Raw genomic sequence first — 23524 nt, forward strand, 5'->3', positions numbered from 1 at the left:
AGTCCCTGCCCGCAGGATCGGGCTCGGAGGAGACAACCACAGGAAATACTGCGGCGTCTGGTCAGTTCAGGTTGTACTTGACGACCTGTTCTTCGACGCCGACAAAACGTACCAGCTGGCGCAGGCCGCTGGCGTATTCCTTGATATGGTGCCCGTCAGGCGTATCGGGCAACCTGTAATAGATCGGGGCCTTGTCGCGCAGCGGCTGCAGCAGGCCGAGCCGGCGTTCGCAGGCATCGGCTTCCCAGGCGACGTCGCGCTCTTCGGCAAGCATGGGTTTTCCGGTCATGGACATACTCCAGATTCGGTGCATGGTGCGGCCGGGGACGGATTTTTCTTGCTCGCACAGGGTTTCAATGTATGGAATGTATGGCAGGTAACGCAAAAATGCCATTCAGCATTATTTAATTCTGTTTGCCGAGAAATTTCGAAATTGCCAGATTTGCCGAATCTATGTCCGCACTTGCAACTCTTGCCGGATTGCGGCGATGCTTGCATCACGCCTTGCCGGCAGCGTGGGGCATTGCGCTAACATAGCGCCAGTTTTTGCGGCCCGTGGCGCACCGGCACGACCGGCGCTTCCGCCGCATGGCATTTCCCGAACCATCAACCGCCCCCCGACGGGCAATGCCCAGACGCATGTCGACCCAGCACGCCTTGTTGATTTCCCTGCTCGAAAAGCCGTCGTCCGGTTATGACCTGGCGCGTCGCTTCGACCGCTCCATCGGCTATTTCTGGCATGCCACCCACCAGCAGATCTACCGCGAGCTGGGGCGCATGGCTGACAGCGGCTGGATCGCGGCCGACGAGAGCGAGACGGCGGAAAACGAGGGCGCCACCGACCGCAAGAACCGCAAGAAGGTCTACCGGGTGCTGCCGGCCGGGCGCGAAGAACTGGTGCGCTGGGTGCTGACGCCCGGGGCCGGCCTCGACCAGCGCGAGGAAATCCTGGTCAAGCTGCGTGCCGATGCCGCGATCGGGCCGCTCGGCCTTGGGGATGAAATGCGCCGGCTGATCGCGCTCCACCAGGCGCGGCTCGAGACCTACCTGGCGATCGAGCGCAAGGATTTCTCCGCGCCCGACATGGACCGCGCGCAGCAGTTGCGCTATACGCTGCTGCGCCGGGGCATCCGCTTCGAGCAGGACTGGGTTGCCTGGGGCGAAGACCTGCTGCCGCTGCTGGAGCGCCCGCCGGCGTAGCGCGCAGCGCGCCAGAGCAAAACGCCGGCCCAGGCGACTGCCTTGCCGGCGTTTTTTGTTGTGGCCTGGTCAGGCTCAGGCCACGTCGACCGCGCGGGCACCCGCCTGGCTGGCTTCGCCCAACCCCAGGCGCCTGCGCGCCAGCGCATATTCCTCGGCAAAGCGCCTCACCAAATCGCCCGCCGGCACCACGCGCTTGATCGCGCCCACGCCCTGGCCGGCGCCCCAGATATCCTTCCATGCCTTCGCGCTGGCCGAGCCGAAGTTCATCTTGGAAGGATCCGATTGCGGCAGCGCCTCCGGGTCCAGGCCCGCGCGCTCGATGCTGCCGCGCAGGTAGTTGCCGTGCACGCCGGTAAAGAGGTTCGAGTAGACGATATCGCCGGCGCTGCTGTCGACGATCATCTGCTTGTAGCCGTCCTGCGCGTTGGCTTCCTGCGTGGCGATGAAGGCCGAGCCGATGTAGGCCAGGTCGGCGCCGGCGGCCTGCGCGGCCAGGATGGCGTCGCCGCTGGAGATCGCGCCCGACAGCAGCAGCGGGCCATCGAACCATTCCCGGATCTCGTGCAGCAGCGCGAACGGCGACAGCGTGCCGGCATGGCCGCCGGCGCCGGCCGCCACCGCCACCAGCCCGTCGGCGCCTTTCTCGATGGCCTTGCGTGCGAAGGTGTTGTTGATCACGTCGTGCAGCACGATGCCGCCGTACGAATGCACCGCGTCGTTGACTTCCTTGCGCGCGCCCAGCGAGGTGATCACGATCGGCACCTTGTAGCGCACGCACAGCTCCAGGTCATGCTCGAGACGGTCGTTGGACTTGTGCACGATCTGGTTGACCGCGAACGGCGCAGCCGGACGGTCCGGATGCCTGGCGTCGTGCTCGGCCAGTTCGGTGGTAATGCGGTCCAGCCATTCTTCGAGCTTGGGTGCCGGACGCGCGTTCAGCGCCGGAAACGAGCCCACCACGCCGGCCTTGCACTGGGCAATCACCAGGTCGGGGTTGGAGATGATGAACAGCGGCGAGCAGACCACCGGCAGCGACAGCCGGTTCTGCAGCAGGGCGGGGAGGGCCATGGGTGAAGTCTCCTGGATAGTACGGTGAGGCAAAAACGAATCTGGCGGGCGCGGGCGACAGCCTGGCCGCTTACGCGGCACCGGTCAGCACATCCTTCTGGCTGGCGAGGCGCGCGCCCATGGCGGCGGCCAGCGCCTCCAGTCCCGAGCGCGGGCGCACCATCACCTCGAATTCGGCAATATGGCCGGCATCGTTGAAGCGGATCATGTCGATGCCCTTGAGCGCCTTGCCATCGACCGTGGCGCTGAATTCGAGCACCACGCTGTGGCCGTCCTCGCTGACAAAGCTGCGGTGGTAGCGGAAATCGCGGAACACCTGGTTCACCGTGGTCAATACCAGCGCGATCGCGGCACGGCCGGGGTAGGCCGTATGTGCGACCGGCGAGCGGAATACGACTTCGTCGGCGACGATGGCGTCGAGCCCGGCCATCGAATTGGTGGCAATCAACTGGTGCCAGGTGTCGAGCGAGGCCTGCGCGGCGGGAATCAGCTGGGTCACTGCAGTCTCCTTAAACTATCTGGGCGGTCGTGGCATGCGCCGGCGCGTTTGTGTTCTTGTTGTCTCGTCATATGCAACCAGTTGCATAGTGGGTCAAAGGTAGCACGCGATGCTGCCCTGCGCAAGCCGGCATAGAACCCGCGCGCGGGGAAGGCGCTCCGCAGTGACGGCTTGACTACAATAGGCGACATCGGGTCGGCGGATCTCGCCGCAACCACAAGCCACCGGCAGGAGAAGTCAGTGACCACTAAGTCGACCGCGCATCAGGCCGGCCAGGCCGCGCTGTTTGATGCCGACCTCGCCGCCTGGCGCGCCCATCCCGAGCGCGCCTTTGACGGCTGGCTGGCGCGGCACGGTTTCCGCCACGGCACCAGCGTGGTGTACCGCGCCATGTGGGGCAAATTGCTGCGCTGGTCGGCCGAGCGCGGACTGGCGCCGCTGAGCTGGTCGGCGGAGCAGATCGGCGAATTCCTCGACGCGCAGCAGTTGCACAAGTCGCATCGCTACCGCTATGCACGGCTGATCGAACGGGTTTTCAACCATCTTGCCCAGTTGCGCGAGGGCATGCACAACCCAGGAAGCCAGGCGGTGCGCGCGCACCTGGCCGAGGGCGAGAACGATCCCACTGCCTTCCTGCTGCCGGGCGAGCGCGACCTGCTGGTGGCCCGCATCCTGGGGCCGGCCGGCATGCCGCCGACAGTAGACGAATGCCGCGCGGCATCGCCGACGCAATGGAAGCGCGCGCGCGATGCCGCCTTGCTGGCGGTGTTGCTGGGTGGCGGGCTGAAGGTGGGCGAAGCACGCGCCTTGCGGCTGGAGGCCATTGAGGACGGCGCCCCGGGCCGAATGGCGCTGCGCATGGTGCGGCCCGACAATGGCCGCGCCTATACCGCGCCGCTGTTCGCGCTGGCGCATGCCCCGCTGCGGGCGTGGCTGGCGCTGCGCGAGGCGTCAGGGACGCTCGGCAGCCTGCTGTTCCCGGCGATGCCGGCGGGCCGGCCGATGCACGCGGCTTCGGTCTACCGGCGTGTGGAAATCCTGCTCGACGAAGCCGGCGTGCTGGCCGGCCGCCATGAGCGGGCCTCGCCGCAGACCTTGCGCAATACCTGCGCGGCCATGCATTTCGAGGCCGGCACGACGCCGGCCGAGGTGGCGCAATGCCTGGGCATGCGCGACCTGGAATCGGGCTGGCGACTGCGCGGCGCGTATGAGGCCTGGCAGGCCCGGGCGGGATTGGTGATTCCGGCGAGCGACAGACAATCCGGCACACAAGCCTGAGTGCTGCGTCGCCATGCTTGTAACTGTCTGTGCCAGCTCACCGGGCACGGCTGACTCATCGTGGATAATAGGCGACACTACCGCCTGCGCGGGCTCAATGTGCGGCATCAGACATGGCACGATTGCGCTTGAGACCCCGCCGCCCTGAATCGAAATCCGACGCTTATTCCCATGCCCGAAACTTTGCTTCTTACCGGTGCCACCGGCTATATCGCCTCGCATACCTGGGTCGCGCTGCTCAATGCCGGCTATCACGTGATCGGACTGGATAATCTGTGCAACAGCAGCCCGGTGGTGATCGAGCGGCTGACTGCCATTACCGGCAAGACCCCGCATTTTGTCCAGGGCGACGTGCGCGACCGCGCCTTGCTGGACCGGCTTTTTGCCGAACACCGCATCAGCGGCGTGATTCATTTTGCCGCCCTCAAGGCAGTGGGTGAATCCGTGAGCCAGCCGCTGCAGTATTACAGCAACAACCTCGACGGCCTGCTGACGGTCTGCGCCGCCATGGGTGCGGCCGGGGTAAAACAACTGGTGTTCAGCTCCTCGGCCACGGTTTATGGCAATCCCCAATCTGTGCCGATCCTTGAGGATTTCCCGCTGTCGGCGACCAATCCGTATGGCCAGACCAAGCTGATGGGCGAGCAAATCCTGCGCGACCTGGAAAAATCAGACCCGGCATGGCGCATTGCCTACTTGCGCTATTTCAATCCGGTCGGCGCGCACGAAAGCGGGCTGATCGGCGAAGATCCGCGCGGAATTCCGAATAATCTGATGCCCTACGTGGCACAGGTGGCCGGCGGGCGCCGCGAGAAACTGATGGTATTCGGCGGCGACTATCCCACGACTGACGGTACCGGCGTGCGCGACTATATCCACGTGTGCGATCTCGCCGACGGCCACCTGGCGGCGCTGGTCTACCTGCGCGACCACGGTCGCGGCATGACCGTCAACCTGGGTACCGGCCGCGGCTACAGCGTGCTGGAAGTAGTGGAGGCCTACCAGCGAGCTAGTGACCGGCCGGTGCCCTATGAGATCGTGGCGCGCCGCCCGGGCGATATCGCGTCTTGCTATGCCGATCCCGCGCTGGCCAACCAATTGCTGGGATGGCGCGCGCAGCACGGCATCGAGCGCATGTGCCAGGACTCGTGGCGCTGGCAGTCGATGAACCCGCAGGGGTTTGGCGCCTGACCGGCAACTCCGGCAAAACACATCAAACAAAAACGCCACGGCTTGCAACCGTGGCGTTTTGCCAGGCGCTGGCGTCGCGCTTCAGCGAATCAAAAAGTCCTCGACGGTTTTGCCCTGGGCCAGGGCCTGGGTCAGCCAGCCCGGACGCTTGCCGCGGCCGGTCCAGGTATTGCCCGCGCTGTCGCGATAGCGCACCGGCACCTTGCGGTTGACCGCTTTCTTGCCGGCCGGTGCTTTGGCGCCAAAACCCAGGTCTTCAGCGGTCAGTCCATATTGCTCGATTTTCTCGCGAATATCCGAGATCACCGAAGCCTGTTCGCGTGCCTTGATTTCTTCGGCTTGCTTCTGCAGTTCACTGATTTTCTGAACGATTTCCTGATAAGTCGCCATTGCGTCCTCGGTTTCCGGTGGGGTGATATGCGTGGGTGTCGGTGCAGCGTGTGTCGCGCAAGGCTGCGCAGTGCTGCGTTGTCGGTGAACTGAAATGCTGAAAACAATTATAACGGGGTAGCGTGCCGCTGCAAATGCCGGGGCGCTATTCCAGCATGGTTTTTGCGAAAATTCTTGCTGCCGATATTGCTGTGAACTTTCGTGAACCATTCCGGTCGCCCCGCCGGATTTGAACCGGAACGTGGCGACGTACTACCTCTCTTGTACGGTCAAACCATCGGCGCCGGGCCGCGCCGGCGCCGATGGAAATCAAATTGCCATTATCGATGCGGTCCGGCGAATAAAGCGTCTGCTTACTTGCCGCGACGCGCGGCGTGCCGTATATCCGACATCCGGGTTAATTCCAGGCCATTTGCCACGCTCCCGGGCGCTGTTGCTCAAGTACCAGGTGGCCGCGCCGTTATCCGGGCAGGGCGGATCAAGCGGCTGCCGGCCTTGCCGTCACGAGGGCCACGGGTGTGCCTCCGGAATACTTACGTTTTCCTTTCAACAATGTCTTTCCACAACAATATCCAGATCAAGACCCTGTTGCGGGGCGCCATGGGAATGCTGTCGATGCTGCTGTTGCTGGTCGGCAGCGCCGGCTTGCACGGTATTTCCTCCAGCAACGACTCGCTCAAGGACACGTATTCCAACCAGCTGGCTTCGGCCATTGCGCTGAGCGACGCCATGCTGGCCACCACCCGCATGCGCCTGGCGCTGGACCGCAACGTGATGCAGGGCGAGCCCGACGATCCCAGGGTCAACGTGGACCGCTCCAAGGTGTTCGTGGAGGCATCCGAAGCGGCCTGGAAGCGCTACACCAGCCTGCCGATGAACGACCAGGAAAAGGCGCTCGCCGCCGAACTCGGCCGCCAGCGCCAGGCCTTCCTCGAGCAGGGCGTGCTGCCGCTACAGCAGGCGTCGCTGGCCGGCAACCAGGACGAGGCGGTGCGCCTGGCGCGGAAGGTACTGCCCGACCTGCAACGCAGTATGTCCACCGCTCATGAAGCGCTGCAGAAATTCCAGCTGAGCGCCGGCAAGGCGAATTTCGACGCCGCGCAGGCCAGTTTTGCTGGCATCCGCTCGCTGTCGATTGCGCTGGTCGTGCTGGGGCTGGCGATCGCGGTGCTGTGCACGGTGGCGCTGAACCGCGCCATCGTCGCGCCGGTGCAGGAAGCGCTAGCCGTGTTCGAGCGCATCGCGCGCGGCGACCTGACTTCGCGCATCACCAGCATCTCGAAGAACGAGATCGGTCGCATGATGCAGGCGCTGGCCGCGATGCAGGCCAGCCTGTCTGGCATCGTGGCCGAAGTGCGTACCGGTGCCGACTCGATGGCGTCGGCCACGCAGCAGATTTCCAGCGGCAACCAGGACCTGTCGCAGCGCACCGAGGAACAGGCCTCGTCGCTGGAGCAGACCGCCGCCAGCATGCAAGCGCTGACCACGGTGGTGCGCCAGAGCGCCGACAATGCCCGCCAGGCCGGCGTGCTGGCCAACGAGGCGTCGCAGATCGCGCTCAAGGGCGGGGACGTGGTCGGCCGCGTGGTCGACACCATGAACGAGATCAACGGCGCCTCGCGCAAGGTGGTCGAGATCATCAGCGTGATCGAGGGCATTGCCTTCCAGACCAATATCCTGGCGCTGAATGCCGCGGTGGAAGCCGCGCGCGCGGGCGAGCAGGGCCGCGGCTTCGCCGTGGTCGCGGGCGAGGTGCGCAGCCTCGCGCAGCGCTCGGCCTCGGCGGCCAAGGAGATCGAGGCGCTGATCAGCGAGTCGGGCGAGCGCGTGGAAAGCGGCACCCGGCTGGTGGCGGAAGCCGGCCAGACCATGGGCGAGATCGTGCAGGCGGTGCGGCGCGTGACGGACATCATGAACGAGATCGGCGCGGCCGCGCTGGAGCAGACCACCGGCATCGAGCAGGTCAACCAGGCCGTGACGCAGATGGACGAAGTCACGCAGCAGAATGCCGCGCTGGTGGAAGAGGCCGCGGCCGCGGCCGGTGCGCTGGAAGAGCAGGCGCAGAAGCTGAAGACCGTGGTTTCGGTCTTTACCCTCGCAGGCGGTGCCGTGGCCTCGGCCTCGCGCACCGCGCCCGTGCATGCCGTCGCTGCGGTGGCCCGCTCCGGAGCAGCCGCCGCGTCGGCGGCTGCAGCGGCTGGTGCATCGGCTGCGGCACCGGCCGCGCCGCGCGCTGCCGTGGCGCGAGCCGCAGCCTCGACCCATGCAGCTCGCCCCGCGCCGCGTCCGGCGGCGGCCGCTGCCGGCAGCGGCGATGACTGGAGTGCGTTCTAAACAGCTGTCCCCGGCAGGGGACCCCCGTATTGTGTTGTTCACACGGCGACCGCAAGATGCCATGATGCGAGGTTTGCCCCGCGTCGGGTTCGTCTTCGCGCATTTTCTTTACCACCGCGCAGCCCAATGATTGCCCTGAGTACCATCCTGTTGCTGCTCGCCGCCCTGCTGGGCGTGGCCGCCGTCCTCGGCGTCCGCGCCGGGCGTGCGGACGAGGGCGCCGGAAGCCGGTCGCTGCGAACGCTGACCTGGTCGGCGGCGCTGTTGTCGCAGCTGGCCGTCAGCCTGCCCGTGGTGGTGGTGGTGCTGTCGGGCAGCGTGCCGGCGGCCAACGACACCGCACAGATGGCAGCCAGCTTCGCCGCCGCAGCTGCCGCAACCACCGCCGGCAAGCTGCTGCTGCAGTGGCTGCGCCAGGGCGCGCGCCTGTGGCGCGGCGCGGCGGTGCTGGCGGTGGTCGCCGGCGCCGGGATGGTGGCCGCGGCCGGCACTCACCTGGGCCGGGCCTGCGGCGCAGGTTCGCCCTCGGCGCGCGCCTGCATCGATGCCGCCGGATTGCCGCATCCGGCCTGGCTCGCAGGCGGGCTGACCGCGCTGTGCGCGCTGATGTTCGTGCTGCACCGGGCGCAGTCGCGCGGCTGGCTGCCGGCGTCGCGCAACGAGGCCAGCGCCGCCGAAGAGCTGGCCGACGATGGCGCCATGGGCCTGCCGCGCGGTGCCGAACCGCGGCTGGTGCGGCGCGGCGCCCGCATTCCCGGTCGGCTCACGGTGCGCGCCACCGCGCGCGGGCAGGGTACGGTGGGCGAGTACAGCGTCGCCACCGTGATGCCCGACCGCGTCGCATTCGGCCGCTGGCTGGACCAGGCCATGGCCCACGCGCGGCTCGCCGACACCGCCTGCGCCGTGCTGCTGATCCATATTGCCGACTACCGCGAGGTCGACGAAGTCTTCGAGATCCGCGCCGACGATATCCTGGCGCAGGACGCCGGCGCGCTCGCGCAGGCCGTGCTGGAGCCGCACGATTTCCTCGCCCGGCTGGCGCGCGACGAGTTCGCCGTCGGCGTGCCCGAGCTGGTGCATCACGGCCGCGCGCAGGAGCTGGGCTCGCGCGTGCTGGGCTCGCTGGCCGAATTCATCGCCGCGCGCGGGCTGCAGATGCAGATCGGGGTGAATATCGGCATCGCCATCTATCCGCGCGACGCCCAGACGTCGGAAGCGCTGATGCAGGCCGCGCGCGTGAGCCTGGCCGAGGCCCGCGAAAGCGGCTCGAACCAGGTGCGCCTGTTCAACAGCGCCGCCGGCGAGCGCGCCCGCCGCACCCGCGTGATCCGCCGCGACCTGTGGCTGGCGATCCAGGATGATGCGCTGTCGCTGCAGTTCCAGCCCAAGTACGATGCCCGCCGCGGCACGCTGGTGGGCGCCGAAGCGCTGTGCCGCTGGCGCCATCCCGCGCTGGGCCAGGTCAGCCCGGCCGAATTCATCGCCGTGGCCGAGCAGTCCGGCCAGATCGACAAGCTCGACGACTGGGTGCTGACCAGCGTCTGCCGCCAGGTGCGCCAGTGGCAGGACGCCGGCCTGCCGACCGTGCCGGTGGCGATCAACGTGTCGGGGCTGCGCTTCGCCAGCCGCAATTTCCCGCAGTACCTGCTCGAGCAGATCCACCAGCACGACATCCCGCCGTCGGCGATCACGCTGGAGATCACCGAGACCGCCGCCATGAAGGACATCGGCAAGTCGCTGGAGACGCTGGCCGAGCTGCAGTCGCTCGGCATCCAGGTGGCGCTGGACGACTTCGGCAGCGGCTATTCCAGCCTGGGTTATCTCAAGCGCCTGCGCGTGGGCACGCTCAAGATCGACCGCACGCTGATCGGCGGGCTCGACACCGATGCGCAAGGGCGCGCCATCGTCGGCTCGATGGTGGCGCTGGCGCACGAGCTGCGCATGAAGGTGGTGGCTGAAGGCGTCGAGTCGGCCTCGCAGCTGGAAATCCTCAACGAGATGGGCTGCGACGAGGTGCAGGGCTACCTGCTATCGCTGCCGCTCGATGCGTCGGGGTTTGCCGAGGCGCTGCGCGGACCGCAGCAAGCCTGAGCGCCTCGCCGCGCCGCACGCTGAACCACCAGCCCAAAAAGCGCCAAAAACGCTAAAGCGTCGCCCCTGCCATGCCGATATCCACGCTGGCAGGGCCCGCGTCGCTTGCAGCGCGCCCCTGCGCCGGCCTGTCCGTCGCCGGCCGCGCGCCACCGGCGCCAAGCACTGCTTCAGCATTCGGCGGATCAACCGAGCCCTGCCAACGGAGGCGCCAATGTCATTGCCCAGCATCCTCGTCGTCGACGATTCCCCCTCGCTACGCCGCATGATCGGTGCATGCCTGCGTGCCGGCGGGTTCGACGTCACCGAGGCCGCCGACGGCGAACAGGCTTATGCGCTGGCTGACACCGCCGCCGCGGAAGATGCCGCCTTCGGCATGCTGGTCACCGACCAGGTCATGCCCGGCATGGACGGCCTGACCCTGATCCGCCGCCTGCGGGCCAGCGCACGCTACGCCGCCATCCCGATCCTGATGCTGACCACCGAGCATGACGGCAGCATCCGCGAGCAGGCACGCGCCGCCGGCGCCTCGGGCTTCCTGCCCAAGCCCTTCGATCCCGATGCGCTGATGCAGGCCGTAGCGGCGCTGCTGGCGCCCCTGCACCCCTCGTCGGAAGGGTGAGGAAGGCGCCGCGTCGGCCTTCAGTCACCCTGTTTGCTGCCGTAAACACTGGAGGGCGGAATCACGCCCAGGCGCGTTGCGCCAGGAAACCGGCATGACAAGACATGGGGGCTGACGATGCTGCATATCGACAAGGCAAACAACGCCGCGGGCGTGAATGAAGGCGCGGGCGAGGAATTCCTGGCCTTCACGCTGGGCCGCGAAGAGTACGGCATCGATATCCTGAAGGTCCAGGAAATCCGCGGCTACGAGTCGGTCACCCAGCTTGCCAATGCGCCCGACTACATCAAGGGCGTGATCAACCTGCGCGGCATCATCGTGCCGATCATTGACCTGCGCATCAAGTTCCGCCAGGCCAATGTCAGCTATGACCAGTACACCGTGGTCATCATCGTCGACCTCAACGAGCGCACCACCGGCATCGTCGTCGACGGCGTCTCGGACGTGCTGACGCTGACGCCCGCGCAGATCAAGCCCACGCCGCATTTTTCCGGCGAACTGGCGACCGACTACATCCGCGGCCTCGGCTCGGTCGAGCAGCGCATGCTGATCCTGGTCGATATCGAGAAGCTGCTCAATACCGAAGAACTGGCCGCGCTCGACGCCGCGGCCTGACCCCTGCCACACCTGATTTTTGCCCCCGCCGTCCGGCTGGCGTACCACGCCTGCCGGATCGTACCGCCCGGATTTGCGCCATGCCTGGCAGCCATGGTTTTTCGGGCCAAGCAGTATCGATGTCATCCATGCGAAACAACCAACCCGTTACGCAGCGCGAATACCAGCTCTCACCATCTGACTACCTGATCTCGCGCACGGACCTCAAGGGCCGTATCACCTTCGCCAACCGCATCTTTATCGAGGCCAGCGGCTATGCGGCGGAGGAACTGCTGGGCGCGCCGCACAACCTGGTGCGCCACCCCGACATGCCGCCCGAGGCGTTTGCCGACCTGTGGCAAAACCTGGAAGCCGGCCGCACCTGGATGGGCCTGGTCAAGAACCGCCGCAAGAACGGCGACTTCTACTGGGTCAACGCCACCGTGACGCCCACGCGCATCGACGGGCGCGTGGTGGGCTATACCTCGGTGCGTTCGATGCCCTCGCGCGAGCAGGTCGAAGCCGCCGGTGCGCTGTATGCACGCTTCCGCGCGGGACGCGCAGCGGGGCTGGCGATCCGTGACGGCGCCGTGGTGCGCACCGGCCTCGCCGGCCTGGCGCAACGCGCGCTGCGCATGAACCTGAAGCGCCGCATCCTGTGGGCGCAGGCGGGCGGGCTGGTGTGGTTCGTGGCGGCGCTGGCGGCGGTCGAGATCCTGGACCCGGCGGGCGCCGCGATGCTGCGCCCGTGGCTGTGGAGCGGTTTCGCGCTGGCGCTGGCGACTTCGTTCGCGGCCGGCACCATGCTAATGGCGCGCGTGCATCGGCCGGTGCGTGACATGCTGGACTTTGCGCTGCGCCTGGGCGCGGGCGACCTGACCACGCGCTTCGAGCATCGCGGCAACGACGAGATCGGCGCGCTGGCGCAGGCGATGCAGACCATGCAGCGCAGCCTGCTGTCGGTGGTGCATGAAATCCAGGAAGGCATGGCCAGCATTTCCACGGCGACGCACCAGGTCGCGGCAGGCAACAACGACCTGTCGCAACGCACCGAGCAGCAGGCGGCGTCGCTGGAGCAGACCGCGTCCAGCATGGAACAGCTGACCGGCACTGTGCGCCAGAACGCCGACAACGCGCGCCAGGCCAGCGGGCTGGCGGCCAATGCGTCGGAGACCGCGCTGCGCGGCGGTGAAGTGGTCGGCCGCGTGGTGCAGACCATGGACGAGATCAACGATGCGTCCAGGAAGATCGTCGACATCATCGGCGTGATCGAGGGCATTGCCTTCCAGACCAACATCCTGGCGCTGAACGCCGCGGTGGAAGCCGCGCGCGCCGGCGAGCAGGGCCGCGGCTTTGCGGTGGTCGCGGGCGAAGTGCGCAGCCTGGCGCAGCGCAGCGCCAATGCGGCCAAGGAGATCAAGGGCCTGATCGGCAATACCGTCGAACGGGTCGACAACGGCTCGGCGCTGGTGGGCCAGGCCGGCAAGACCATGGGCGAGATCGTGCAGGCGGTGAAGTCCGTGACCGACATCATGGGCGAGATCACCGCGGCGTCGGCCGAGCAGAGTGCCGGCATCGAGCAGGTCAACCAGGCCGTGGCGCAGATGGACGAAGGCACGCAGCAGAACGCCGCGCTGGTGGAACAGGCGGCAGCGGCGGCGGGCTCGCTGGAAGAGCAGGCATTGCGGCTGCGCGATGCCATCGCCACCTTCCGCGTCAGCATGCAGGCCGAGATTCGTCCACAGCGGCGTCCGCAACGCCTGCCGGCCGCGCAGCGCGAAGCGGCGGTCCGGTCCATGGCGCAGGCTTAGTGCGAAGTTCAGTAACAAGGGTCACAAGGGGGAGTTGCTATGCAGTGGTTCAATCAATTGCGCGTCACGACCAGGCTGGTTGCCGGATTCCTGGTGGTCGCGGTGATCGGTGCCGTCATGGGCCTGTTGGGCGTCGTCAACATGGGGCGCATGGCCGACTGGACCGACAAGATCTATCACGGCGACCTGCAGGCACTCAAGGCCGTGCAGGACGCCAACATCAACCTGGTCTACGCCAGCCGTGCGCAGATCGCCCTGCTGTCGGCGTCGACCATGGGCGAGCGCACCACCGAGAAGGAGCAGATCGCCAAGTCGCTGGGCCTGATGGACGAGCGCATCCGCCAGGTTTCGAAGGCCTTCGAGCAGCCGGAAGGCAAGGCGCTGGTCAAACAGTACCTCGACCTGTCGCCCGCGTTCCGCGCGCGCATGGAAAAGTATGTGGAGCTGGTCAGCAAGCAGCCGCTCGATACCTCGCAGTTCGAGAGCCAGGTGTTCACCGAGAGCGCCGACCTGCTCAAGGACAGCCATGCGCTGGAAGCCGTGATGGCGAAGATGGTCAAGCGCCGCGACGAGCGTGCCCGCGACAACAACGAAGAAGCGCGCGGCGTCTATGACGCCACCCGGGTGTGGATGCTGGCCCTGGTGCTGGGCGGCGTCGCACTGTCGGTGCTGCTGGGCGTGTTCCTGGCGCGCGGGCTGTCGCGCCAGCTCGGCGGCGAGCCGGGCTACGCGGCCGAGATCGCGAAGCGCATCGCCGACGGCAACTTCTCCGTGCCGGTGGCCACGCGCGCTGGCGACAAGAGCAGCCTGGTCTATGCCATGCAGCAGATGCAGCAGCAGCTGTCGCACATGGTCCGCGATTTCAAGGAGTCGGCCGAATCGATCGGCACCGCCTCGCGCGAAATTGCGGCCGGCAACAATGACCTGTCGCAGCGCACCGAGCAGCAGGCCGCGTCGCTGGAAGAGACCGCTTCCAGCATGGAAGAGCTGACCAGCACCGTGCGCCAGAACGCCGACAACGCGCGCCAGGCCAGCGGGCTGGCGGCCAATGCGTCGGAGACCGCGCTGCGTGGGGGCGAGGTCGTTGGCCGCGTGGTCCAGACCATGGACGAGATCAACGATGCGTCCCGGAAGATCGTCGACATCATCGGCGTGATCGAGGGCATTGCCTTCCAGACCAACATCCTGGCGCTGAACGCCGCGGTGGAAGCCGCGCGCGCCGGCGAGCAGGGCCGCGGCTTCGCGGTGGTCGCGGGCGAAGTGCGCAGCCTGGCGCAGCGCAGCGCCAACGCGGCCAAGGAGATCAAGGGCCTGATCGGCGATACCGTCGAGCGCGTCGACAACGGCTCGGCGCTGGTGGGCCAGGCCGGCAAGACCATGGACGAGATCGTGCAGGCGGTGAAGCGCGTGACCGACATCATGGGCGAGATCAGCGCGGCCTCGGCCGAGCAGAGCTCGGGCATCGAACAGGTCAACCAGGCCGTGGCGCAGATGGACGAGGTGACGCAGCAGAACGCGGCACTGGTCGAGCAGGCCGCGGCCGCAGCCGGCGCGATGGAAGAGCAGGCCGGCCGCCTGCAGGGCGCGGTGGCGATGTTCCGCCTGGCGGCGGGGGATGCGCAGGCATCGTTCTCGCAGCCTGCCACGAAGCCGGTTTCCGCAGTGGGGCGCGGCAAGGCGGCAGGGAAGGTCGTCACGCCGGCCTCCCACAAGCGCACGGCAGCGGCCAGGGCAGCCACAACCGCAACCGCGACCGCGACCGCGGCGGCATCCGCTGAAGCCGATGCGCCGCACGCCGCCGAGCCGATGCATCACAAACAGCCGGTGCAGCCGCTCACCACCCCACGCGCGTCGCGCCCCGCGCTGGCCGGCGCCGACAACGGCGACTGGAGCGCATTCTGATCCACCGGCGCCTACTACCGGAACCACGGGCCGCGGCGCGGCCCGGGATGGCAATGCTATGACGAGCGAGATCACCCTGGCCCTGCCGCCTGACGATGCGGCCAGGCTGCGCAAGGAATTCGACCAGTTCATCGGCGTCTCGACCGGCCTCGACCGCGAGTTCCTGCCGCCCGAGTTCAACGACTTCCTGCGCGCCAGGCTGCTGCAGCACGATGGCCCGCTGACCGAACGCGCCGTGACCCGGCTCTTGTCCGGCGGCGAGTATGGGTGGGCCCGGCGCGTGTTCGACAAGCAATTGCCCAACGCGCTGGCGGCGCTGATGCGCGACGCGCAGCGCTTCGGCTTTGGCCTTGCGGTGCAGCCCGACTGGACCGCGGCGCAGCGCCTTGCGCATGCGCGCGAATGGGCCGCGAAGGTGCTGACCGAATGCGGGGCTGATGTCGCCTTCACCGAAGCGCTGGCGACCCAGGTCGCGGCCTCGGCCGAAGACGTGCGCGCGCTCGAGGAACGCATGCGCACGCCCGCATGGCGGCTGGCCGAAAGCCTGCGCCAGCGCGCCTATGACCTGATGTATGCGCTGCAGAGCGAAGACAACGAGGCCACGGGCCGCGCCCGCGTCGGCGAGCTGCGCGGCATGCTGGGACTGGCGCTCGAATATGGCTCGATGCAGCCGGAAGAAGCCGCGCGCCTGCTCGAGCAGGTGGAGCGGTTGCGCCCGGCGTTGTTCCGCGACGCACCCGACGATGTCTTTGCGCGCCTCGCGGCGTGGCTGCGGCGCATGTTCGGCGGCTGAACGCGCGCGCGGGCCGTGCGGATTTTGGACATGCCGTTTTCGGACAGGGCAGGGCAGGGCAGGGCAGGGCAGGGCAGGGCAGGGCAGGGCAGGGCAGGGCAGGGCAGGCCGCACGCAATGATCACTCCGCGTGCACTTCGTCAATAGTGGATTCCAGCAGGCATCCGGATAGCAGCCTGGTGCGTTTGACTGCTATGACGATTGCGTTACAACGTTGATCGAAATCAAGTGACAGTTCCGTCGATGTAACAAACTGCGCACAGCCATGTATGTTTCGTACGACATTTGCATCCCCCCCGCGTAAGTAGGGATTGGCATTGCGGGCGGATTGCCGATATAAACGTACCAGTCTCACTTACACTCTGTAACACTTGTAACGGGGCCGATAACAGTGTGACACGGGCGCAGTTCCTTTAAGTCGTACGTTGTACCCGCCCAGCCGCAAATCAACGATCTGGTCGCCGGAGCCCTCGGGCCCGGTAAGCGCCGGACAAGCGGCAACGGTGGGTTTTTGGTAGCGGGGAAAAATTGGAAAGCAGTGAAGTTCTCCAGGAGATCAGGGAGGTTAACCTCGCCTATCTGCTGCTCGCGCAACGACTCGTGCGCGAAAACCAGGTCGAAGCCATGTTTCGGCTCGGGGTCAGCAAGGAAATCGCGGATATCCTTGGCAAGCTGACTTCGGCGCAGCTCGTCAAGCTCGCGGCATCCAACATGGTGCTGTGCAGGTTCCGCTTCGACGACCATGCGCTTTTGTCCACGCTCACCCACACGGCCAAGAGCCATGACATGCAGCAGATCCACGCCGCGATCCTGCTTGCTCGTCAGCCGGTGGAGTCACTCAATTGACCGCGCTGCTGAAGGCCGAGCCGAACCGGAGTTTCACGGCCACCTCCACAGCCACCCGCAAGAGCGTTCTCCAGGATGCCAACCAGACCCAGCTCGCCATCGAGCTGATCGGCCTGGGTGCGCGCCTGCAGGTGCTTGAAGCCGAGACCACGCTGTCGCGCGACCGGCTCATCCGCCTGTACAAGGAACTGCGCGGGGTCTCGCCTCCCAAGGGCATGCTGCCCTTCTCGACGGACTGGTTCACCACCTGGCTGCCGAATATCCACTCGTCGCTGTTCTTCTCTGCCTACCAGTTCATGGTGCAGGAAGGCGAGACCGTGGGCATCCGCGCTGTGGTGGCGGCCTATCGCCTGTACCTCGAGCACGTTTCGCTGCTTGGCGGCGAAATTGTCTTAAGTTTCACGCGTGCCTGGACGTTAGTACGGTTCTTCGAGAGCAATATGCTGCAGCTGTCCGGCTGCACGTGTTGCGGCGGACAGTTCGTCACCCACGCGTATGAGCCGCACGCGAACTTCGTGTGCAGCCTGTGCCGTCCGCCCTCGCGCGCAGGGAAAGTGAAAAAGCTCTCGAAAGACGCCGCCGCCGTGCAGACCAACGCCTGATCCTGGTTGAGGTCCGCCGGCCGGCAAGCTTGCAGCGCTGGCGGACGGACCACTCCCCGTTCGCCCGTGCGCGGGCCATTGTGCGTGACTGACGCGCGTTTTTTGACGGGGATCCCATCGTGCTAGTAGTTCTTGGCTATGTCGTCGTGGTTGTCGCGGTGCTTGGCGGTTACGCCATGACCGGCGGCCACATGGGCGCGCTATATCAACCGGCGGAATTCGTGATCATCGGGGGCGCTGCCTTCGGCGCCTTCATCGCCACCAACACCACCAAGGCCATCAAGGCCACCGCCCGCGCCCTGCCGGGCCTGTTCAAGGGCTCCAAGTACAAGAAGGAGCTGTACCTGGACGTCATGTCGCTGCTGTACGTGCTGCTGTCCAAGGCACGCCGCGAGGGCATCCTGTTCCTGGAAAAGGAAATCGCGGATCCCGCTTCCAGCAGCGTCTTCAGCCAGTACCCGCGCATCCTGTCGGATCCGGTGGTGATGGAATTCCTCACCGACTACCTGCGCATGATGGTCAACGGCAACATGAACGCCTTCGAGATCGAGGCCCTGATGGACCACGAGATCGAGACCTTCCGCCACGAGGCCGAGATCCCCGCCCATGCGCTGTCGCGCGTCGGCGATGCGCTGCCCGCCTTCGGCATCGTCGCCGCGGTGATGGGCGTGGTGCACGCGCTGGCTTCGGCCGACCTGCCGCCGGCGGAGCTGGGCGCACTGATCGCGCACGCCATGGTCGGCACCTTCCTGGGCATCCTGCTGGCCTACGGCTTTATCTCGCCGCTGGCGTCGCGCATCGAGCTGCAGGTGTCCGAGAACGTCAAGGTCTACGAGTGCATCAAGGTGGTGCTGCTCGCCTCCCTGAATGGCTACGCCCCGCTGGTCGCGGTGGAATTCGGCCGCAAGGTGCTGTACTCCACGGTGCGGCCGTCGTTCCTCGAGCTCGACGACCACGTGCGCGAAGTCAAGAGCCTGAACTGAGCACGGCAAGGCAGGAGGCACCCCCATGAGCAGCGCACATGACATGCGTCCGATCATCGTCCGCCGGGCGAAATCGCACGCCAGGCCGCACGGCAACCACAGCTGGAAGATCGCCTACGCCGACTTCATGACGGCGATGATGGCGCTGTTCCTGGTGCTGTGGCTGCTGTCCAGCGCCAACAAGAAGACGCTGGAAGGCATCGCGGAATATTTCCGCATGCCGCTCAAGGTGGCCATCGTCGGCGGCGAGAAAAGCAGCCAGTCGCCCAGCGTGATCCCGGGCGGCGGCATGGACGCCATGCGCAAGGACGGCGAGATCATGCGCGCGCGCGACAACGATCCGAGCGAGGAGCAGCGCCGCAACGAACTGCAGGAAGGGCAGCGCCTGCGCGCGCTCAAGCAGCGCCTCGAGCAGATCATCGAGAACAACCCGGTGCTGCGCCAGTTCCGCCCGCAGCTGCTGCTCGACATCACCAGCGAAGGCCTGCGCATCCAGATCCTCGATACGCAGAACCGGCCGATGTTCCGCACCGGCAGCGCCGCCGTCGAAAGCTATATGCGAACCATCCTGCGCGAGATCGGCCCGGTGCTGAACGAGCTGCCGAACAAGGTCAGCCTGTCCGGCCATACCGATGCGGCCAACTATTCCAACGGCGAGCGCACCTACAGCAACTGGGAGCTGTCCAGCGACCGCGCCAATGCATCGCGCCGCGACCTGATCGCGGGCGGCATGCAGGAGGGCAAGGTGCTGCGCGTGCTGGGCCTGGCCGCGACCATGCCGCTGGACAAGGGCGACCTCCTGGCCCCGGTGAACCGCCGCATCAGCATCGTGGTGCTCAACCAGAAGGCGCAGGCGCGCTTCGAGGCCGAGAACGCCAGCGCCGCCGAGGTCTCGGTGACGGCGCAGGCCGGCAAGGTAGCGCAGGAGATGCAGGCCGGTCTGGCGGCCGCTTCCTCGGCAGCGCCTGCTTCGGCAGCGCAGGGCCGCAAGCCATGACGCAGCAAACAACCAGGCGCGGCCGCACCGGCGGCGCCCGCGCCTAGCGCGCAACCTAGTGAGTCAGGACGCCATGTCTGTCGATATCGATATCACACAGTTTTACCAGACCTTCTTCGAGGAAGCGGAAGAACTGCTCGTGGAAATGGAGCAGCTGCTGCTCGGCCTGGACATCGAGTCTCCCGATCCGGAGCATCTGAACGCGATCTTCCGGGCGGCGCATTCGATCAAGGGTGGAGCCGCCACCTTCGGATTCGCGGCGCTGACCGAGACCACCCACATCTTCGAGAACCTGCTGGACCGCACGCGCCGGCAGGAACTGGCGTTGACCAGGACCATCATCGACACCTTTCTGGAAACCAAGGACGTGTTGCAAGACCAGCTCAACGCCTACCGCAACGGCACCGAACCCGATCCGGAAACGCTGGCGCGCATCTGCGCCGTGCTGCAGCAGCTCGCGCAGGAAGCCGCCGGCCAGGCGCCCGCTGCAGCGCCGGCTCCCGCGCCCGCTGCGGCTCCGGTTGCGGCTCCGGTTGCGGCTCCTGTTGCCGCGCCGGCAGCCGCGGCCGGCGGCGCGCTGAAGATCCGGCTGATCAAGGTCTCCGCCAACGACCAGGCCCTGCTGCGCGAAGAACTCGCCAACCTCGGCGAGATCACCGGGCAGCAGGAGGTCAACGGCGAACTGGTGGTGTGGCTCAACACCCAGTGCAGCGCCGACGACATCATCGCGGTGTGCTGCTTCGTGATCGACATGGACCAGATCGTGATCGAGGCCGCGACTGAGGCCACCGCACCGGCACCGGCACCTGCGCCAGTGGCCGCGCCGGCTTCGGCACAGGTTGCGGCCGCGGCCGCCCCGGCCGTTGCTGCGCCTGCCGCACGCGATAAAGAAAAGGAAAAGGAAAAAGCCAGGCCGGCCCCAGCCGCAGCGCACGGCGAAGGCTCGATCCGCGTGCCGACTGAAAAGGTCGACCAGATCATCAACCTGGTTGGCGAACTGGTGATCACCCAGTCGATGCTGGCGCAGACCGCGTCGTCGCTCGACCCGGTGCTGTTCGACCGCCTGTTCTCCGGCATGGGCCAGCTCGAGCGCAACGCGCGCGACCTGCAGGAAGCGGTGATGTCGATCCGCATGATGCCGATGGACTACGTGTTCTCGCGCTTCCCGCGGCTGGTGCGCGACCTGGCCAGCAAGCTCGGCAAGCAGATCGACCTGGTCACCTACGGCAAGGCCACCGAGCTAGACAAGAGCCTGATCGAACGCATCATCGACCCGCTCACGCACCTGGTGCGCAACAGCCTCGACCACGGCATCGAGACTCCGGACAAGCGCGCCGCCGCCGGCAAGGATCCGACCGGACAGCTGGTGCTGTCCGCGCAGCACCACGGCGGCAATATCGTGATCGAGGTCAGTGACGACGGCGGCGGCCTGAACCGCGAGCGCATCCTGGCCAAGGCGATCCAGAACGGCCTGCCGGTGTCCGAGAACATCAGCGACGAGGAAGTCTGGCAGCTGATCTTCGCCCCGGGCTTCTCCACCGCCGAAGTCGTCACCGACGTCTCCGGCCGCGGCGTGGGCATGGACGTGGTCAAGCGCAACATCCAGGAGATGGGCGGCCATGTGCAGATCAGCTCGCGCCCGGGCCTGGGCACCACCATCCGCATCGTGCTGCCGCTGACGCTGGCGATCCTGGATGGCATGTCGGTCAAGGTTGGGGAAGAGACCTTCATCCTGCCGCTGAACTGCGTGATGGAATCGCTGCAGCCCAAGGCCGAGGACGTGCACACCGCTGCCAACTCCGACCGCGTCATGCATGTGCGCGGCGAATACCTGCCGCTGCTGGAAATGCATCGCGTCTTCAACGTCGCCGATGCGCTGCAGGAACCCACGCAGGGCATCGCAGTGATCCTGCAGGCCGAGGGCAAGCGCTTCGCGCTGCTGGTGGACCAGCTGATCGGCCAGCACCAGGTGGTGCTGAAGAACCTGGAAACCAACTACCGCAAGGTGCCGTGCATCTCGGCGGCGACCATCCTCGGCGACGGCAGCGTGGCGCTGATCGTCGACGTCGGCGCGCTGCAGCGCACCGGCGTGCGCCGGCAGGAGCCGGCTCTGGCCTCGTCGCCGGCCTCGTCATTTGCCTGACCTACCGACCCACTACAGGAAGAGAAAACACATCATGGCCGGCATCGGACACATCGATACCCCCGGAAGCGACGCTTCGGGCCAGGAGTTCCTGGTCTTCACGCTGGGCTCGGAGGAATACGGCATCGACATCCTCAAGGTGCAAGAGATCCGCAGCTACGAGACCGTCACGCGCATCTCGAGCGCGCCCGATTTCATCAAGGGCGTGACCAACCTGCGCGGCGTGATCGTGCCGATCGTCGACCTGCGCCTGAAGTTCCGCCTGGGCAACGTGCGCTATGACCACCAGACCGTGGTCATCATCCTCAACGTGGCCGGCCGCGTGGTCGGCATCGTGGTGGATGGCGTGTCTGACGTGCTGACGCTGACCGGCGAGGCGATCAAGCCGGCGCCGGAGTTCGGCGTGTCGATCTCGACCGAGCACCTGACCGGCCTGGGCACCGTCGACGGGCGCATGCTGGTGCTGATCGATATCGAGAAGCTGATGACCAGTCCCGAGATGGCGCTGGTCGAGGCCGAGCTGGCCTGACGCACGCGCCGCCGCAACCTGAAACGCCAGCCATGACGCCGTTCCGCACTGCCGCCAGCGCTTCCGCCAGCCTCCAGGGCCTGGCGGGCGCAGTCTCCGCGCCGGCCGCCAACCCGCGGCGCGACGAGATGCGCGACTTCCTGCTGACCGAGCGCGACTTCGAGAAGATCCGTGCGCTGATCCACAGGCGCGCGGGCATCTCGCTGGGCAGCCACAAGCGCGAAATGGTCTACAGCCGCCTGGCGCGCCGCCTGCGCACGCTGCAGCTGGCCGATTTTGCCGCGTACCTGGCGATCCTGGAAGCGGATGACCGCTCGCCCGAGTGGGAGTTCTTCACCAACTCGCTGACGACCAACCTGACTTCGTTCTTCCGCGAATCGCATCATTTCCCGCTGCTGGCCGAGCACGCGAAGAAGATCGGCCGCCCGTACAGCGTGTGGTGCTCCGCGGCGTCCACCGGCGAAGAACCGTACTCGATCGCCATCACGCTGGCCGAAGCGCTGGGCGACCGCGCCGCCACCGTGCTGGCCACCGATATCGACACGCAGGTGCTGGCCAAGGCCCGCAGCGGCGTGTATTCGGCCGACCAGGTCGCACGGCTGTCGCCCGAACGACTCAAGCGCTTCTTCCTGAAGGGCACCGGCCCGCGCACGGGCGCGGTCAAGGTCAAGCCCGAGCTGGCCGCCACCATCACGTTCGATCCGCTCAACCTGCTCGCGCCCGACTGGGGCATCCGCGAGCAGTTCGATGCGATCTTCTGCCGCAACGTGATGATCTATTTCGACAAGCCGACGCAGGGCCGCATCCTGGAGCGCTTCGTGCCGCTGCTCAAGCCGCACGGCCTGCTCTTTGCCGGCCACTCGGAGAACTTCTCTTACGTCACGCGCGCGTTCCAGCTGCGCGGGCAGACTGTCTACGAACTGGCGCCCGATGCCGCCAGGGCGGGAAGGCCCTGATGCGCACGCCCCAACTTCCCGAGGCGCTGGCCACACGCACCTACTTCGACCGCGAGTTCGGCAAGCAGGCGGTCAAGCTGCTGCCCAACGAGTACTACGTGACGCGCGAGGACGTGGTGCTGACCACGGTGCTGGGTTCGTGCGTGGCCGCGTGCATCCGCGACGAGGTCGCGGGCGTCGGCGGCATGAACCACTTCATGCTGCCCGACGATGAAGGTGGCAACAGCGGCGCCAGCGGCAGCGCCGACCGCATGCTGTCGCCGTCGATGCGCTACGGCAGCTACGCGCTGGAAGTGCTGATCAACGAGCTGCTCAAGATGGGCGCGCGGCGCGAGCGGCTTGAAGCCAAAGTCTTCGGCGGCGGTGCGGTGCTGGCCAACATGACCACGCTGAACATCGGCGACCGCAACGCGGATTTCGTGCTGCGCTACCTCAAGGCCGAAGAGATCCGCGTCGCGGCGCAAGACCTGCGCGGCCCGCATGCGCGCCGCGTCAGCTATTTCCCGATCGGCGGGCTGGCGCTGGTGCGCCGCCTGACGCGGCAGGACGACGAGGTCTCGGTGGCGCGCGATGAACGCGCGCTGGCACGGGCCATTTCTACCTCGGCCAGGACCCCGGCGCGCGCGCCGGAGCGCACCCCCGAACTGTTTGCGCGGCAGTCTTCCACGCGCCAGCTTCCCTGACCCAACCGA

At 66.8% G+C, this 23524-nt stretch carries 22 protein-coding genes; 18 read left to right on the plus strand and 4 right to left on the minus strand.

The window, feature by feature from the left end:
• Nucleotides 1–61: 61 nt before the first annotated feature.
• Nucleotides 62–289: a hypothetical protein gene (locus J8I82_RS14325; RefSeq protein ID WP_209758486.1), complete on the minus strand. Its 228-nt coding sequence runs from the start codon at nt 287–289 to the stop codon at nt 62–64.
• A gap of 350 nt (nt 290–639) precedes the next feature.
• Between J8I82_RS14325 and J8I82_RS14330 the strand changes: the two genes are divergently transcribed.
• The gene (locus tag J8I82_RS14330; RefSeq protein WP_209758488.1) at nt 640–1200 is read left to right on the plus strand and encodes a PadR family transcriptional regulator; all 561 of its coding nucleotides are present in this window, start codon (nt 640–642) and stop codon (nt 1198–1200) included.
• Nucleotides 1201–1275: 75 nt separating this feature from the next.
• Here the strand turns inward: J8I82_RS14330 and J8I82_RS14335 are convergent, their stop codons facing one another.
• Together J8I82_RS14335 and J8I82_RS14340 are read right to left on the minus strand one after the other, a co-directional pair.
• On the minus strand, nt 1276–2271 hold the full coding sequence (locus J8I82_RS14335) for an NAD(P)H-dependent flavin oxidoreductase (protein ID WP_209758490.1): 996 nt from the start codon (nt 2269–2271) through the stop codon (nt 1276–1278).
• Between the two features lie 70 nt (nt 2272–2341).
• Nucleotides 2342–2770 carry a nuclear transport factor 2 family protein gene (locus J8I82_RS14340; RefSeq protein WP_284183073.1) on the minus strand — a complete coding sequence of 143 codons (429 nt, stop codon included), beginning with the start codon at nt 2768–2770 and terminating at the stop codon, nt 2342–2344.
• Nucleotides 2771–3010: 240 nt separating this feature from the next.
• Between J8I82_RS14340 and J8I82_RS14345 the strand changes: the two genes are divergently transcribed.
• Both J8I82_RS14345 and galE read left to right on the plus strand, forming a co-directional pair.
• Entirely contained in the window at nt 3011–4048 is a 1038-nt protein-coding gene (locus J8I82_RS14345; RefSeq protein WP_209758492.1) for a tyrosine-type recombinase/integrase, read from the plus strand.
• A gap of 171 nt (nt 4049–4219) precedes the next feature.
• On the plus strand, nt 4220–5239 hold the full coding sequence (galE, locus tag J8I82_RS14350; protein WP_209758493.1) for a UDP-glucose 4-epimerase GalE: 1020 nt from the start codon (nt 4220–4222) through the stop codon (nt 5237–5239).
• An 81-nt stretch (nt 5240–5320) separates the two neighbouring features.
• Here the strand turns inward: galE and J8I82_RS14355 are convergent, their stop codons facing one another.
• Entirely contained in the window at nt 5321–5629 is a 309-nt protein-coding gene (locus J8I82_RS14355) for an H-NS histone family protein (RefSeq protein ID WP_209758495.1), read from the minus strand.
• Nucleotides 5630–6181: 552 nt separating this feature from the next.
• On the opposite strand from J8I82_RS14355, the gene J8I82_RS14360 reads away from it, so the two are divergent.
• The 15 genes from J8I82_RS14360 (at nt 6182) to cheD (ending at nt 23515) form a co-directional block, all read left to right on the plus strand.
• Nucleotides 6182–7963 (plus strand): methyl-accepting chemotaxis protein, encoded by a 1782-nt coding sequence (locus J8I82_RS14360; protein WP_209758497.1) that lies wholly within the window; start codon nt 6182–6184, stop codon nt 7961–7963.
• A 126-nt stretch (nt 7964–8089) separates the two neighbouring features.
• Entirely contained in the window at nt 8090–10054 is a 1965-nt protein-coding gene (locus J8I82_RS14365; protein ID WP_209758499.1) for a putative bifunctional diguanylate cyclase/phosphodiesterase, read from the plus strand.
• Nucleotides 10055–10268: 214 nt separating this feature from the next.
• The gene (locus J8I82_RS14370) at nt 10269–10676 is read left to right on the plus strand and encodes a response regulator (RefSeq protein ID WP_209758501.1); all 408 of its coding nucleotides are present in this window, start codon (nt 10269–10271) and stop codon (nt 10674–10676) included.
• A gap of 117 nt (nt 10677–10793) precedes the next feature.
• The gene (locus J8I82_RS14375) at nt 10794–11291 is read left to right on the plus strand and encodes a chemotaxis protein CheW (RefSeq protein ID WP_209758503.1); all 498 of its coding nucleotides are present in this window, start codon (nt 10794–10796) and stop codon (nt 11289–11291) included.
• Between the two features lie 128 nt (nt 11292–11419).
• Nucleotides 11420–13081, plus strand: a complete 1662-nt coding sequence (locus J8I82_RS14380) for a methyl-accepting chemotaxis protein (RefSeq protein ID WP_209758764.1) — start codon at nt 11420–11422, stop codon at nt 13079–13081.
• A 39-nt stretch (nt 13082–13120) separates the two neighbouring features.
• A complete protein-coding gene (locus J8I82_RS14385) occupies nt 13121–14983 on the plus strand; it encodes a methyl-accepting chemotaxis protein (protein ID WP_209758505.1) in 1863 nt (620 codons plus the stop codon).
• 58 nt (nt 14984–15041) lie between these two features.
• Nucleotides 15042–15776: a DUF4088 family protein gene (locus J8I82_RS14390; RefSeq protein ID WP_209758507.1), complete on the plus strand. Its 735-nt coding sequence runs from the start codon at nt 15042–15044 to the stop codon at nt 15774–15776.
• 528 nt (nt 15777–16304) lie between these two features.
• Nucleotides 16305–16622, plus strand: a complete 318-nt coding sequence (flhD, locus tag J8I82_RS14395) for a flagellar transcriptional regulator FlhD (protein ID WP_022537455.1) — start codon at nt 16305–16307, stop codon at nt 16620–16622.
• Nucleotides 16619–17224 (plus strand): flagellar transcriptional regulator FlhC, encoded by a 606-nt coding sequence (flhC, locus tag J8I82_RS14400; RefSeq protein ID WP_209758509.1) that lies wholly within the window; start codon nt 16619–16621, stop codon nt 17222–17224. The genes flhD and flhC overlap by 4 nt, the downstream gene beginning before the upstream one ends.
• 119 nt (nt 17225–17343) lie before the next feature.
• Nucleotides 17344–18207 (plus strand): flagellar motor stator protein MotA, encoded by an 864-nt coding sequence (motA, locus tag J8I82_RS14405; protein ID WP_209758511.1) that lies wholly within the window; start codon nt 17344–17346, stop codon nt 18205–18207.
• Nucleotides 18208–18232: 25 nt separating this feature from the next.
• Nucleotides 18233–19204, plus strand: coding sequence for a flagellar motor protein MotB (gene motB, locus J8I82_RS14410; RefSeq protein ID WP_209758513.1), 972 nt, complete (start codon nt 18233–18235; stop codon nt 19202–19204).
• Nucleotides 19205–19277: 73 nt separating this feature from the next.
• On the plus strand, nt 19278–21347 hold the full coding sequence (gene cheA, locus J8I82_RS14415) for a chemotaxis protein CheA (RefSeq protein WP_209758515.1): 2070 nt from the start codon (nt 19278–19280) through the stop codon (nt 21345–21347).
• Nucleotides 21348–21381: 34 nt separating this feature from the next.
• Nucleotides 21382–21876: a chemotaxis protein CheW gene (locus J8I82_RS14420; protein ID WP_029049986.1), complete on the plus strand. Its 495-nt coding sequence runs from the start codon at nt 21382–21384 to the stop codon at nt 21874–21876.
• 32 nt (nt 21877–21908) lie between these two features.
• A complete protein-coding gene (locus J8I82_RS14425; RefSeq protein WP_209758517.1) occupies nt 21909–22832 on the plus strand; it encodes a CheR family methyltransferase in 924 nt (307 codons plus the stop codon).
• Nucleotides 22832–23515, plus strand: a complete 684-nt coding sequence (gene cheD / locus J8I82_RS14430; RefSeq protein ID WP_209758519.1) for a chemoreceptor glutamine deamidase CheD — start codon at nt 22832–22834, stop codon at nt 23513–23515. The genes J8I82_RS14425 and cheD overlap by 1 nt, the downstream gene beginning before the upstream one ends.
• The last annotated feature ends 9 nt before the right edge of the window (nt 23516–23524 follow it).

This window comes from Cupriavidus consociatus, assembly GCF_017814975.1.
GTDB lineage: Bacteria > Pseudomonadota > Gammaproteobacteria > Burkholderiales > Burkholderiaceae > Cupriavidus > Cupriavidus consociatus.

Bases quoted from the DNA above. Each gene is read 5' to 3' on its own strand.
- J8I82_RS14325 (WP_209758486.1), bottom strand. From the start codon at position 289: ATGACCGGAAAACCCATGCTTGCCGAAGAGCGCGACGTCGCCTGGGAA.
- J8I82_RS14330 (WP_209758488.1), top strand. From the start codon at position 640: ATGTCGACCCAGCACGCCTTGTTGATTTCCCTGCTCGAAAAGCCGTCG.
- J8I82_RS14335 (WP_209758490.1), bottom strand. From the start codon at position 2,271: ATGGCCCTCCCCGCCCTGCTGCAGAACCGGCTGTCGCTGCCGGTGGTC.
- galE (WP_209758493.1), top strand. From the start codon at position 4,220: ATGCCCGAAACTTTGCTTCTTACCGGTGCCACCGGCTATATCGCCTCG.
- J8I82_RS14355 (WP_209758495.1), bottom strand. From the start codon at position 5,629: ATGGCGACTTATCAGGAAATCGTTCAGAAAATCAGTGAACTGCAGAAG.
- J8I82_RS14360 (WP_209758497.1), top strand. From the start codon at position 6,182: ATGTCTTTCCACAACAATATCCAGATCAAGACCCTGTTGCGGGGCGCC.
- J8I82_RS14365 (WP_209758499.1), top strand. From the start codon at position 8,090: ATGATTGCCCTGAGTACCATCCTGTTGCTGCTCGCCGCCCTGCTGGGC.
- J8I82_RS14370 (WP_209758501.1), top strand. From the start codon at position 10,269: ATGTCATTGCCCAGCATCCTCGTCGTCGACGATTCCCCCTCGCTACGC.
- J8I82_RS14375 (WP_209758503.1), top strand. From the start codon at position 10,794: ATGCTGCATATCGACAAGGCAAACAACGCCGCGGGCGTGAATGAAGGC.
- J8I82_RS14380 (WP_209758764.1), top strand. From the start codon at position 11,420: ATGCGAAACAACCAACCCGTTACGCAGCGCGAATACCAGCTCTCACCA.
- J8I82_RS14385 (WP_209758505.1), top strand. From the start codon at position 13,121: ATGCAGTGGTTCAATCAATTGCGCGTCACGACCAGGCTGGTTGCCGGA.
- J8I82_RS14390 (WP_209758507.1), top strand. From the start codon at position 15,042: ATGACGAGCGAGATCACCCTGGCCCTGCCGCCTGACGATGCGGCCAGG.
- motB (WP_209758513.1), top strand. From the start codon at position 18,233: ATGAGCAGCGCACATGACATGCGTCCGATCATCGTCCGCCGGGCGAAA.
- cheA (WP_209758515.1), top strand. From the start codon at position 19,278: ATGTCTGTCGATATCGATATCACACAGTTTTACCAGACCTTCTTCGAG.
- J8I82_RS14420 (WP_029049986.1), top strand. From the start codon at position 21,382: ATGGCCGGCATCGGACACATCGATACCCCCGGAAGCGACGCTTCGGGC.
- J8I82_RS14425 (WP_209758517.1), top strand. From the start codon at position 21,909: ATGACGCCGTTCCGCACTGCCGCCAGCGCTTCCGCCAGCCTCCAGGGC.
- cheD (WP_209758519.1), top strand. From the start codon at position 22,832: ATGCGCACGCCCCAACTTCCCGAGGCGCTGGCCACACGCACCTACTTC.